We start from the raw sequence: 12874 nt of genomic DNA, 5'->3' as shown, positions 1-12874 counted from the left end.
GCACCGTCGTTTGTGACACGCGTGAATCTGTGCGCTGATTCAAAAACTTGCTTTCGCAACTCAGCATCGGCAACGCCGCAACAGTCGCGAAGAGTCTCGATCCCCGTCGAATCCACGGATTGTCAGAAAATCAGCTTGGTGTATTTATTTCTTGTTCGCGACGCCCACGGCTCTCCAGATCAGCGCGGTTTGAGACCCAGGGGCGGACGCACAAATCGGCGGCGGTGTGTGCGTTAGCGACGCTTTCCAAGCGAAGCTAGATTGACAACTCATAGCGATATGAGGACAGACGACCTGTGTCAAAAATTCTCCGGCGATGTCCCCGGCAATTTGGGGGATCGAACAAGAGAGACCAGGACGTCAGTCGGAATCTGGCAGCGGGAACGCGGAGCGAGTGAACGGGTTGACGACGACACGGCGGCGGCGAAGCGCCGGGCATTTCGGTGTTCGGTAGCAGCAGTTCGAATTTGAAGACACGAGCAAGCTGACAACTTGCCGCGATACGTCGCGGCGGGAGGGGGAGGTCATATGGCTTACGGTATCATCACTGCAGTCGAACCAACGACAGCCGAAGCGCAAATTTCCAGTGGTGCCGTAATCAACCCCTCGGACGTCAGCTCCCACCCGAAGCGTCCGTCGAGTACGCGCTGACCTCGCGGGGCGCATCTTCTCCAAACAGCTGATCTGTCGGGTGGCGCATGGACGCCACACGGGAGAGCTTTGTCCGGAGCAGACCGCGCCCGCTAGAGGTCGCGCCGCGGCAGGAAACCTGCACGGCGCTTTCGCAACGATTATCTCTCAGACTTGGAAGTACGAAGGCAATGACGAACACGGAACAGGATCGCTGGTCGCGGGTGAAGGGACGTTTGCGGACGAGCGTTGGCGAGGACGTCTACACGAGCTGGTTCGCTCGGATGGATCTGGAGAGCGTGCACGACGAGAGCGTGCATCTGTCGGTTCCGACCCGGTTCCTCAAGAGCTGGATCCAGGCGCACTATGCCGAACGCGTGCTCTCCTGCTGGCAGGCCGAGATGCCCGAAGTGCATCGCATCGACCTCACCGTGCGCTCGGCAATCCGCGCGACGGCTCCGGTGAAGGAAACGGTTGCGCCCGTCGAAGTGCGCCGCATCGAGCGCACTGACGGCCGGCTCGTGCCTGAACTGCGCTCGGTTGCGACCGCGCCGGTGTCCGCGAGCCACGACGCGCTCGGCGGCTCGCCGCTCGATCCGCGCCTGACCTTCGCCAGCTTCGTCGTCGGCAGGTCCAACACGCTGGCTCATGCGGCGGCCCGCCAGGTCGCGGAAGGTCGCCGCGGCGATCCCGTGATGTTCAACCCGCTCTACATTCATGCCGGCGTCGGCCTCGGCAAGACGCATCTGCTGCAGGCGGTGACCTGGGCCGGCAATTCCGGCGGCGAGCGCAAGGTGCTGTATCTCACCGCCGAGAAGTTCATGTACGGCTTCGTCGCGGCGCTGAAGACGCAGACGGCGCTGGCCTTCAAGGAGGCGCTGCGCGGCATCGACGTGCTGGTCATCGACGATCTGCAGTTCCTGCAGGGCAAGTCGACGCAGGCCGAGTTCTGCCACACGCTGAACGCGCTGATCGATGCCGGCCGCCAGGTTGTGATCGCAGCCGACCGTCCGCCGTCGGATCTGGAAAGCCTCGACGACCGCGTGCGCTCGCGGCTCGCCGGTGGCCTCGTGGTCGAGATGGGCTCGCTCGGCGAGGAACTGCGGCTCGGCATCCTGAAGTCGCGCGTCGCCGCCGCCCGCGCCCACCATGCGAGCTTCGATGTACCGGAGGAAGTGCTCGACTATCTGGCGCGCACCATCACCCATAACGGCCGCGACCTTGAAGGCGCGATCAATCGCCTGCTGGCGCACTCCAAGCTCAACAACCAGCCGGTGACGCTGGAGATGGCCGAGCGCGAGGTGCGCGACCTGATCCGCCCACAGGAGCCGAAGCGGATCAAGATCGAGGACATCCAGCGCGTGGTCGCCCGGCAGTACAATGTCAGCCGCTCCGACTTGCTGTCGTCCCGCCGTACCGCCAATGTGGTACGCCCGCGCCAGGTCGCGATGTATCTGGCGAAGACGCTGACCTTGCGCTCGCTGCCGGAGATCGGCCGGCGCTTCGGCGGCCGCGACCACACCACGGTGTTGCACGCCGTGCGCAAGATTGAGGCACTGGTCGCCAAGGACACGGCGCTGTCGGAGGAAGTCGAATCGCTGAAGCGCCAGCTGCAGGAATAGGGCCGCTTCATCCGGCCGGATCGTTCCATAGCCCTCCCCTCGCCAAAGGGGAGGGCTAAACTTTTTTCCGACCCAAAACGTGGGGAACGGGGCTCGTTTCGCGCCCGTATCGCTTGCACCGGCCGCCCATCCGCGCCACCTTGCGGTCCCCCCGTGGGTTTGATCAAATCCGGTATTGATCCGGCTTTTCGGGTTTCCAATGCCGCGGCGCTGCCCTGAACGGCCGCCCGGCTTTTCCATCTGAGGGATCTGGCGGGTATTGCAATGAAGGTCACCGTCGAGCGCGCGCAACTCCTGAGATCGCTGGGTCACGTTCACCGCGTGGTCGAGCGCCGCAACACCATCCCGATCCTCGGCAACGTGTTGATCCGCGCCGAGGGCGCCAAATTGTCGCTGAAGGCGACCGACCTCGACCTCGAGGTGACGGAGACCTTGGCCGCCGAGACCGGAACCGCCGGCTCGACCACGGTGCCCGCGCACATGTTCTACGACATCGTCCGCAAGCTACCCGACGGCTCGCAGATCGTGCTGGAAGCCGACGGCGACCGCTCGGTGCTGGCCGTGCGTGCCGGCCGCTCGCGCTTCACGCTGCAGACGCTGCCCGAGAGCGACTTCCCGGGCCTTGCCGCCGGCGACATGACGCATTCGTTCTCACTGCCGGCGTCCGACATCAAGCGCCTGATCGACCGCACGCAGTTCGCGATCTCGACCGAAGAGACCCGCTACTACCTCAACGGCATCTATCTGCACGCGGCCGGCAGCGCCAAGGCGGCGACCCTGCGCGGCGTTGCGACCGATGGTCACCGGCTGGCGCAGATCGACCTCGCGCTGCCCAAGGGCGCAACCGGCATGCCCGGCGTCATCGTCCCGCGCAAGACGGTCGGCGAGGTGCAGCGGCTGATCGAGGGCGACGACGCCGAGATCTCGATCGAGCTGTCGGACGGCAAGATCCGCTTTACGCTCGGCAATGTGGTGCTGACCTCGAAGCTGATCGACGGCACCTTCCCGGACTACGGCCCGCGTCATTCCGCAGAACAACGACAAGGAACTCGTCGTCGACAAGAAGGATTTCGAGGCCGCCGTCGACCGCGTCTCGACGATTTCCAGCGAACGCGGCCGCGCGGTGAAGCTCGCACTGTCCGCGGGCAAGCTGGTGCTCTCGGTCACCAACCCGGATTCCGGCAGCGCCACCGAGGAGCTCGAGGTCGAGTACGCCTCCGACGCGCTCGATATCGGCTTCAACTCGCGCTATCTGCTCGACATCGCCGCCCAGATCGAGGGTGAGGTCGCAGTGCTGAAGCTCGCCGATCCCGGCTCGCCGACCCTTGTGCAGGACCGCGACAGCAAGGGCGCGCTCTACGTGCTGATGCCGATGCGGGTGTGATAACCCTCTCTTCACGAGCAACTGCACCCTCTCCCCTTGTGGGAGCGGGTGGCGCCGCAGGCGCCGGGTGAGGGGTTGGTGCCGCGAACGCCGCACCATCGACCGACCGATGAACGCCTCCGCAGCTTCGCAAAGAAGATGCGCCGGGAGCCGACTGACGCGGAAGCGAAGATGTGGCGCCTGCTGCGCGATCGGCGCCTGTCGCACTTGAAATTTCGAAGGCAGGTTCCATTTCGAAATTACATTCTCGACTTCGCGTGTTTCGAGAAGCGCCTCGCCATCGAGATCGACGGCGGTCAGCACGCTTCGTCGCCGCGTGATGCATCCAGGACTGACGCGCTTGCGGCGGAAGGCTTTCAGGTCTTGCGCTACTGGAACAATGACGTATTGCGGACGCCCGGGGCGGTGCTGGAAGACATTGTCGCCAAGCTTGCCGAGCTGTGAGATACCCCTCACCCGTCGCCTCACTTCGTGAGACGCCACCCTCTCCCACAAGGGGAGAGGGGAAGGAAGAGAAATGACCCCGTCCCGCATTCACCGCCTGTCGCTGACGCATTTCCGCAATTACCGGACGGCGACGCTGCAGGTCGCCGGCGACATGGTGGTGCTGGTGGGGCCGAACGGCGCCGGCAAGACCAATTGCATGGAAGCGGTCTCGTTTCTGTCGCCGGGCCGCGGCCTGCGCCGCGCGACGCTGGAGGACATCGCCGACAACCAGGGCGACGGCTCCTGGGCGGTCTCCGCCGAAGTCGAGGGCGCGCTCGGCCTTGCGACGCTCGGCACCGGTATCGATCCGCCGACCGGCGACGCCGGCAGCGCGAGGCGCTGCCGCATCGACCGCGAACCGGTGGGGTCCGCAACCGCGTTCGGCGATCATCTGCGCATCGTGTGGCTGACGCCGGCGATGGACGGCCTGTTCATGGGCGCCGCCTCGGAACGGCGGCGCTTCTTCGACCGCCTGGTGCTGGCGATCGATTCCGAGCATTCCAGCCGCGTCTCCGCGCTGGAGCGATCGCTGCGCTCGCGCAACCGGCTGCTCGAGGTGCGCAACTATGACGACCATTGGTGTGATGCGATCGAGCGCGAGACCGCCGAGCTTGCGGTCGCGGTCGCCGCATCACGCGGCCAGACCGCCGCCAAGCTCGCCGTGATGCTGCGCGAGCGCGGCGCGGCCTCGGCCTTCCCCTCCGCCGAGATCATGCTCGACGGCTGGATGGAGAATGCGCTGCTGCAGGAGCCTGCAACGGCGGTGGAGGACCGCTACCGCGAGATCCTGCGCGCCAGCCGGCCGCGCGATGCCGCCGCCGGGCGCACGCTCGACGGCCCGCATCTGACCGATCTGCAGGTGGTCTACGCGCCGAAGAACATGCCGGCGCGTGACGCCTCGACCGGCGAGCAGAAGGCGCTCTTGATCGGGCTGGTGCTGGCGCACGCCACGATGGTCGCGGAGATGACCGGCATCGTGCCGCTGCTGCTGCTCGACGAGGTCGTCGCCCATCTCGATCCGAACCGCCGCAAGGCGCTGTTCGACGAGCTCGCCAAGCTCGGCGCGCAGGTCTGGATGACCGGCGCCGATCCCGCGGCGTTCGTCGATATCGGCCCGCGAGGAGAGATTTTCGACGTCGAATCCGGCCGCGCCACGCGGCGCGGCTGATTGGCTAGTCTAGGGCAATCTGAAGCGATGGCGCCGTCGCAGAGCGCATTGCCAAAATATCGAAAACAACCCCATGCAAAGTGGCCAGCGGCGGCAGGCGTTCGACCAAGCAGCTTGACACGTCGGGCAACTCAGGACAATATTCTAATATTCCGAAATTACGCGAGCATCCCTCGCCCCGGTTCGCCCTGCCCAGCGGGGAGAAGCGAACCTCCGAAGTCGCTCCAATTCAGCTTGGTCTCATCATGTTTCTGGCGGCGCAGAATCGGCCTCGATAGGGGCTCCGAATCCGCCACCGAATCGGGCTTTTCAAAGCCCTCGGAATCCGCCTTTGAAAGCCTTGAAACAGGCCTAAAAAATCCTATTTATTCAATAGTTTGTAGATGGAGACTTTGCGCTAGGCGCAACCCCTCTTTCATGGCACAAATAGCGGAATCAGCGCCTCATATTGCGCGGCTGATTCGGATATCCTCGAAGGCCTCACATGACTGAACCTGCCCGGCAGACCCCTGCCGAATCTGAGCATCCCGTTCCGGCCGAATATGGCGCGGAATCGATCCGGGTGCTGAAGGGCCTCGACGCCGTCCGCAAGCGCCCCGGCATGTATATCGGCGATACCGACGACGGTTCCGGCCTGCACCACATGGTCTACGAGGTCGTCGACAACGCCATCGACGAGGCGCTGGCGGGCCATGCCAGCCGCGTCCTGGTCACCCTCAACGCCGACAATTCCGTCACCGTGTACGACGACGGACGCGGCATACCGGTCGGCATCCACAAGGAAGAGGGCGTCTCGGCAGCCGAGGTCATCATGACCCAACTGCACGCCGGCGGAAAATTCGACCAGAACTCCTACAAGGTTTCCGGCGGCCTGCACGGCGTCGGCGTCTCCGTCGTCAACGCGCTCTCCAGCAAGCTCGCGCTGCGGATCTGGCGCGACGACAAGGAGCACTACATCGAATTCGCGCACGGCGATGCCGTGGCGCCGCTCAAAGTGGTCGGCGATGCCCCAGGCAAGCGCGGCACCGAGGTCACCTTCCTCGCCTCGGTCGAGACCTTCAAGAACATCGAATATGATTTCGCGACGCTAGAGCACCGGCTGCGCGAGCTCGCCTTCCTCAATTCCGGCGTCAACATCGTGCTCTCCGACATGCGTCACGCGGTCGAGAAGCGCGAGGAGATGCACTATTCCGGCGGCGTCGAGGAATTCGTCAAATATCTCGACCGCAACAAGAAGGCGATCGTGCCGGCACCGATCATGGTGCGTTCGGAAGCCAACGGCATCGGCGTCGAGGCGGCGCTGTGGTGGAACGACAGCTACCACGAGAACGTGCTGTGCTTCACCAACAACATCCCGCAGCGCGACGGCGGCACCCATCTGGCCGGCTTCCGCGGCGCGCTGACGCGCCAGGTCAACGGCTATGCCGAGGCCAATGCGAAGAAGGAAAAGATCGCGCTGACCGGCGACGATTGCCGCGAAGGCCTCACCGCGGTGCTGTCGGTGAAGGTGCCCGATCCGAAATTCTCGTCGCAGACCAAGGACAAGCTGGTGTCCTCGGAGGTTCGACCGGTGGTCGAGAACGTCCTGAACGAGGCGCTGGCCGCCTGGTTCGAGGAGAATCCGAAGGAAGCCAAGGAGATCGTCGGCAAGGTGATCCAGGCCGCCGCGGCCCGCGAGGCTGCGCGCAAGGCCCGCGAGCTGACCCGCAAGAATCCGCTCAGCGTCTCCTCGCTGCCCGGCAAGCTCGCCGACTGCCAGGAGAAGGACCCGGCCAAATCCGAACTGTTCATCGTCGAGGGCGACTCGGCAGGCGGCAGCGCCAAGCAGGGCCGTAACCGCGAATTCCAGGCGGTGCTGCCGCTGCGCGGCAAGATCCTCAATGTCGAGCGCGTCCGTCCCGACAAGATGCTGTCGTCCGAGCAGATCGGCACGCTGATCACCGCGCTCGGCACCGGCATCAGCGACGATTTCTCGGTCGACAAGCTGCGCTATCACAAGATCATCGTGATGACCGACGCCGACGTCGACGGCGCCCATATCCGCACGCTGCTGCTGACCTTCTTCTATCGTCAGATGCGCTCGATCATCGATGGCGGTTATCTCTATATCGCCCAGCCGCCGCTCTATAAGGTCTCGCGCGGCAAGTCCGAGCAATACCTGAAGGACGAGCGCGCCCTCGAGGACTACCTGATCTCGACCGGGCTCGACGAATGCGTCTTCAAGCCGGCCTCCGGCGACGACCGCTCGGGCCGTGATCTGCTGTCGCTGGTCGAGGACGCCCGGGTCATCCGCTCGGTGCTGCGCAACCTGCATAGCCGCTATAATCGCGCCGTCATCGAGCAGGCCGCGATCGCGGGCGTGCTCAATCCCAGGATCACGAGCGATATCGCCACCGCCAATTCGGCGGCCGAATACATCGCCAAGCGGCTGGACGCCGTGGCCGAAGAGGTCGAGCGAGGCTGGATCGGCACCTTCACGGAAGGCCAGGGGTTCCAGTTCGAGCGCACCGTGCGCGGGGTCAGGGAATTCGCCGTGATCGACGACGCGTTTCTCGGCTCGGCCGACGCCCGCAAGCTCGATGAATACGCGACCGAACTGCAAGAGATCTACGTGCGCGCGGGCAAGCTGCGGCGCAAGGATGCCGAGCAGATCATCCACGGCCCGATCGACCTGTTCGAGGCCGTGACCGACGCCGCCCGCAAGGGCATCTCGCTGCAGCGCTACAAAGGTCTCGGCGAGATGAACCCGGAGCAGCTCTGGGAGACCACGCTGGACACCGAGGCGCGCTCGCTGCTGCAGGTGAAGATCAAGGAGGTCGACGAGGCCGACGATATCTTCACCAAGCTGATGGGCGACGTGGTCGAGCCGCGCCGTGAGTTCATCCAGGACAATTCGCTCAGCGCAACCATCGACATCTAGGTTCCGCGCACGGCCAAGCGGGTGTGCGCTTTTCGGCGCCGTCGCGGCGCTACCTTTCGTGTGGAAGCTGCGCCGCCAGTTGTGTTACGGTGCCGCACGGCCGTTGATTCCGTTGCGGAATTTCCAATGGCCCAGTCTGAATGATGCGTTAGGGGACATTCCGCGTGCCGCCGATCCAATACATCGTCGAAGGCGGCCGCCGCCTTTCGGGCACCATCGAGCCGTCGGGCAACAAGAACTCCGCGCTGCCGATCATCGCCGCGGCACTGCTCACCGAGCACCCGGTCACGCTGACCAACGTGCCGCGCATCCGCGACACCGAAACGCTGGTCGAATTGTGCCGCTCGGTCGGCGCCACCGCCGAATGGACCGAGCGCAACACGCTGCAGATTCATGCCAGGGAGATCCGCGCCGCCGATCTCGATCCGGCGCTATGCGCGCGCATCCGCGCCTCGATCCTGCTCGCAGGCCCGCTGCTCGCCCGCTGCGGCGAGGTCGCGCTGCCGCCGCCCGGCGGCGACGTGATCGGCCGCCGCCGGCTCGACACGCACTTCCTGGCCTTCGAGCAGCTCGGCGCCACCGTCACCGCGACGCACCGGCTCGAATTCCGCGCCACGCGGCTGAAGGGCGCCGACGTGTTCCTCGACGAGCCCAGCGTCACCGCGACGGAGAACGCGCTGGTCGCCGCGGTCGCCGCCCGCGGCACCACCTATCTGCGCAACGCGGCCTCCGAGCCGCATGTGCAGGACCTCGCCAATTTCCTGATCGCGCTCGGCGCCAGGATCGAAGGTGTCGGCACCAACACCATCATCGTGCACGGGCCGGCAACGCTCGGCAGCACGACTTTCGCGATCCAGCCCGACCATATCGAGGTCGGATCGCTGATCGGGCTCGCCGCGGTGACCCGCTCGCCGCTGCGCATCGCGCGCGCCGGCGTCGAGCATCTGCGCTCGATCCGGATGGGCTTTGAGCGGCTCGGCATCGTCTGCGGCATCGAGGGCGACGACCTCGTCGTACCGTCCGGCCAGACCATGAAGATCCAGGACGATTTCGGCGGCCATGTGCCGAAGCTCGAGGACCAGCCCTGGCCGGCCTTCCCGGCCGACCTGATGTCGATCGCGATCGTCACCGCGACGCAGTGCGACGGCGTCATCCTGATGCACGAGAAGATGTTCGAATCCCGGATGTTCTTCGTCGACAACCTGATCGCGATGGGTGGCCGCATCGTGCTGTGCGACCCGCACCGCGCGATCGTCGCCGGCCCCAGCCGGCTGCGCGGCGCGCCGATGAACTCGCCCGACATCCGGGCCGGTATGGCGATGCTGCTGGCCGCGGTGTGTGCCGAGGGCACCTCCACCATCAACAACGCCGACCAGATCGAGCGCGGCTATGAGCGGATCGATGAGCGGCTCAACGCCCTCGGCGCCAAGATCAAGCGGATTCCCGCGCGATCGTGATTCCCTGCGGCAGCTTGGCCATCCTTCCGGCCGGTTTGCCGTGCTAAGCGTGCCGTCATGACCTGCATCGACAAGATCGACCCGGCCGCGCCGAACGCGGCCGTTGTCGTCCCTCGCAACCTGTTCACGGCCGAGCTCGCGGAAACGCTGAAGCTCGCGGTGCCGCTCGCGCTGACGCAGCTCGGGCAGATCGCGATGATGACGACCGATCTCGCCTTCATCGGCCGGCTCGGCAGCGAAAACGTCGCCGCCGCGGCGCTGGCGCACACCGTGTATTTCGTCAGCTTCACCATTGGCATGGGCATGATGTCGGCGGTCTCGCCCCTGGCCGCGCAGGCGTTCGGCGCGCGCAACCCGCGCGTGATGCGGCGCGCGCTCCGCGTCGGCCTGTGGGCCGGCTTCTTCATGGTGCTGCCGCTGATGGCGCTGCCGTTCCAGGGCGAGCGCATCCTGCTTATGCTCGGCCAGACCCAGGTCACCGCGCATCTGGCGCAGCAATATCTGTTCGGTCTCGCCTGGGGCATCCTGCCGGCGCTGTGGTTCATCGCGCTCCGCGGCTTCATGAGCGCGGTGAACAGGCCGGAGCCGGTGCTGTGGATCACGCTTGCGGCGATCCCGGCCAATGCGCTGATGGTCTACCTGTTGCTCTACGGCAAATGGGGCATGCCCGAACTCGGCATGTTCGGCGCCGGGCTTGCGACCACGATCGTCAATCTCGGCACCTTCCTTGCCGGCGTGTGGTTCGCGGCGCGCCGCCGCCCGTTCCGCAAGTACCACGTATTCAGCCGCGTCTGGCGCATCGACTGGCCGCTGATGGGCAAGCTGGTCGCCGTCGGCGCGCCGATCTCGATCGCCTTCCTGCTGGAATACGGCCTGTTCGGCGCGGCCGGCCTGCTGATGGGGCTGATCAGCACCACGGCGCTGGCCGCGCACCAGATCGCGCTGCAGATCGCGGCGATCCTGTTCATGGTGCCGTTCGGCGTCAGCATGGCCGCTACCGTGCGGGTCGGTCAGGCCGTCGGCCGCCGCGATACCGACGCGGTGCAGCGCGCCGGCTTTGTCGCGATCGCGCTCAGCGGCATCTTCATGAGCATCATGACGTTCGCGGTGATCCTGGCCCGCTTCGAGATCGCGGCGCTGTTCCTCGGCGAGGCCTCCGATACCACCGCGCAGCTCACCGCGGCGCTTCTGTTGATTGGCGCGACCTTCTTCATCGCCGACGGCATCCAGACCACCACCGCGGGCGCGCTGCGCGGCATGAACGACACCCAGGTGCCGCTGCTGTTTGCCATCATCAGCTATTGGCTGATCGGCTTCGCGTCGGCCTCAGCGCTCGCCTTCTGGGTCAAGCTCGACGCCGCCGGTGTCTGGATCGGGCTGTCGCTCGGGACGGCGGTCTATGCGACCCTCCTTGTCTTGCGTTTCCGCCTGCTGGCACGCAGACTGGGCAAATGAGGGTCGACGAGGTCACGCCGAACGTGGATTCCGCCGCGCTGCTCGCCGGCGCGCAGTTCGTCGACGCGTTCCGCATCGCGACCGCGCGCCCCGACCTCGATGCGCGGCACGCCGCCGAGGCGATGGTGGCGCGGCAGCCGCGCTGGATCGAATGGCTGCTTGCCCTGCGTAATTTCATCGTCGCGCCGCTTGGCCTGAAAACCTCGGGCGCAGCCGACGGCGCGACACGCGATATGATCGGCATCTTTCCGGTGGTCAGCGAGACGCCGGAGCGGCTGGTCGCGGGATTCAACGACAAGCATCTCGACTTCCGGCTCGTCGTCGACGTCGCCTCCGCGGGAGCTGTGCGCAGCATTACCGCGACCACGCTGGTGCTCACCCACAACTGGTTCGGGCGCGCCTATCTCGCGGTGATCCTGCCATTCCATCGCCTGATCGTGCCCGCGATGCTGCGCAAGGCCGGACGCTGAAGTAGTACTCGATCTCAAGCCGCGCTCTTCTCCGGCGTGTCGGCGACGATCTTCTCGGAGGCGTCGGCGTTGGTGCACCAATTGCCGTGGCAGCGCTTGAGGTCGTTGAGATTCTGCCGCATCTGGTCGAGCGAGAAGCCGAGCGCGTAGAAGCGCTCGGCGGCATCGACCGGCAGGCCGCGGATCAGGCCATCCCTGCGCACCGCGGCGACCTCCTCGCTATAGGCGTGCAGCGCCGCATCGACCGGCGCCATGTCGGCCGGGCCGCTGCCGGCGCGCAGAGCGGTCGCGACCGCCACCATGTAAGTCACGATCGCCTTGCTGACGTCTGCCAATGGGCGCGCCAGCCTCGCCTGGATATCGGCCGGCAGCGGCACCACGCAGGCCCGCCCGATCATCACGACGTCGTGCCGCAGCCGCTGGATTGTCCGCAGCAACGGGCCGGTGTCCGGTCCTGATGACAGATGCATGGAGCGCTCGCGCTCGGCCTCGAGGCCGGTCGCGTGCAGATTGGTCACCGCGGTGCCGATGCCGTCCTGGATCCGGTGCAGCGCGTCGTTGTCGAGGCCGCGGGTCAGGCCGGCGAGCAATTCGGCGAACGCCGCCGACAGCAGTTCCAGCAGCTTCGATCCGTTGACCCTGATCTGGCTGATCGCGCGCGACGGCAGCACCAGGAACGAGATCAGAAGCCCGGTGAGCGCGCCGACCGTCACCTCGAGGACGCGGTCGATCGCGGAGTCCAGCGGGTTGGAGTGATGCATCGTCGGCAGCAGCAACACGATCACCGCCGTCACCGTCGCCGAGTTCAGGCTCGGATTGAGCGCGGCGATGAAGGCCAGCGGCACGATCGCCAGCACCAGCAGCGCCAGCAGGCTGCCCTCGCCGGAATGCGGGATCAGCACCGCGATCGCGCCGCCATAGACGGCGCCGCCGATAGTGCCGAGCATGTAGTCGCGGCTGGCCTTCAGCGAGCGGCCGACGCTCATCTGGGTCACGATCAGCGAGGTCAGCACCGCCCAGAGCGGCAGCATCAGGTTGAGCGCCAGCGCGATGGTATAGGCCGCCACGCCGGCGGACGCGATCCGGACCGCCAGCGCCAGCTGCGTCTTGCGAGCCCAGAGCTGGTCGAACATGCGTTTTGCGAAGGTCCTCATGCACCGTGATCCGCAATCAAAGGAAAGGCCCGTGTTACATGACTTGAAGCTAACCGACCTGAAGCTAACCGACCTGAAGCTAACCGATCTGGAGCATGGCAGCTGCCCGCGGCGGCAAGGTGGCTTGA

Annotated in this window: 8 protein-coding genes and 1 pseudogene; 8 read left to right on the top strand and 1 reads right to left on the bottom strand. The window is 65.8% G+C overall.

The window, feature by feature from the left end:
- Positions 1 to 821 precede the first annotated feature (821 nt).
- The 8 genes and pseudogenes from dnaA (at position 822) to ACVMB1_RS34875 (ending at position 11592) form a co-directional block, all read left to right on the top strand.
- Positions 822 to 2252 (top strand): chromosomal replication initiator protein DnaA, encoded by a 1431-nt coding sequence (gene dnaA, locus ACVMB1_RS34910; protein WP_057015334.1) that lies wholly within the window; start codon positions 822 to 824, stop codon positions 2250 to 2252.
- A 264-nt stretch (positions 2253 to 2516) separates the two neighbouring features.
- Positions 2517 to 3636, top strand: a pseudogene (gene dnaN / locus ACVMB1_RS34905) (DNA polymerase III subunit beta).
- Between the two features lie 78 nt (positions 3637 to 3714).
- Positions 3715 to 4080 (top strand): endonuclease domain-containing protein, encoded by a 366-nt coding sequence (locus tag ACVMB1_RS34900; RefSeq protein ID WP_076824746.1) that lies wholly within the window; start codon positions 3715 to 3717, stop codon positions 4078 to 4080.
- Between the two features lie 73 nt (positions 4081 to 4153).
- Positions 4154 to 5290 carry a DNA replication/repair protein RecF gene (gene recF, locus ACVMB1_RS34895; protein ID WP_057015331.1) on the top strand — a complete coding sequence of 379 codons (1137 nt, stop codon included), beginning with the start codon at positions 4154 to 4156 and terminating at the stop codon, positions 5288 to 5290.
- Between the two features lie 484 nt (positions 5291 to 5774).
- Positions 5775 to 8210 (top strand): DNA topoisomerase (ATP-hydrolyzing) subunit B, encoded by a 2436-nt coding sequence (gyrB, locus tag ACVMB1_RS34890; protein ID WP_057015330.1) that lies wholly within the window; start codon positions 5775 to 5777, stop codon positions 8208 to 8210.
- Between the two features lie 164 nt (positions 8211 to 8374).
- Positions 8375 to 9667, top strand: a complete 1293-nt coding sequence (gene murA / locus ACVMB1_RS34885) for a UDP-N-acetylglucosamine 1-carboxyvinyltransferase (protein WP_076824538.1) — start codon at positions 8375 to 8377, stop codon at positions 9665 to 9667.
- 57 nt (positions 9668 to 9724) lie between these two features.
- On the top strand, positions 9725 to 11122 hold the full coding sequence (locus ACVMB1_RS34880; protein ID WP_076824536.1) for an MATE family efflux transporter: 1398 nt from the start codon (positions 9725 to 9727) through the stop codon (positions 11120 to 11122).
- Positions 11119 to 11592, top strand: coding sequence for a DUF2867 domain-containing protein (locus tag ACVMB1_RS34875; protein WP_076824534.1), 474 nt, complete (start codon positions 11119 to 11121; stop codon positions 11590 to 11592). The genes ACVMB1_RS34880 and ACVMB1_RS34875 overlap by 4 nt, the downstream gene beginning before the upstream one ends.
- Before the next feature lie 14 nt (positions 11593 to 11606).
- Here the strand turns inward: ACVMB1_RS34875 and ACVMB1_RS34870 are convergent, their stop codons facing one another.
- Positions 11607 to 12746 carry an FUSC family protein gene (locus ACVMB1_RS34870; RefSeq protein WP_076824532.1) on the bottom strand — a complete coding sequence of 380 codons (1140 nt, stop codon included), beginning with the start codon at positions 12744 to 12746 and terminating at the stop codon, positions 11607 to 11609.
- Positions 12747 to 12874 lie beyond the last annotated feature (128 nt).

The organism is Bradyrhizobium sp. USDA 4504 (assembly GCF_054063995.1).
The sequence above is the reverse complement of the archived record's forward strand: the minus strand, read 5'-3'. Positions and strand labels throughout refer to the sequence as shown.

Coding starts and splice junctions, on each gene's coding strand:
- dnaA (WP_057015334.1), top strand. CDS start 822: ATGACGAACACGGAACAGGATCGCTGGTCGCGGGTGAAGGGACGTTTG.
- recF (WP_057015331.1), top strand. CDS start 4,154: ATGACCCCGTCCCGCATTCACCGCCTGTCGCTGACGCATTTCCGCAAT.
- gyrB (WP_057015330.1), top strand. CDS start 5,775: ATGACTGAACCTGCCCGGCAGACCCCTGCCGAATCTGAGCATCCCGTT.
- ACVMB1_RS34880 (WP_076824536.1), top strand. CDS start 9,725: ATGACCTGCATCGACAAGATCGACCCGGCCGCGCCGAACGCGGCCGTT.
- ACVMB1_RS34875 (WP_076824534.1), top strand. CDS start 11,119: ATGAGGGTCGACGAGGTCACGCCGAACGTGGATTCCGCCGCGCTGCTC.
- ACVMB1_RS34870 (WP_076824532.1), bottom strand. CDS start 12,746: ATGAGGACCTTCGCAAAACGCATGTTCGACCAGCTCTGGGCTCGCAAG.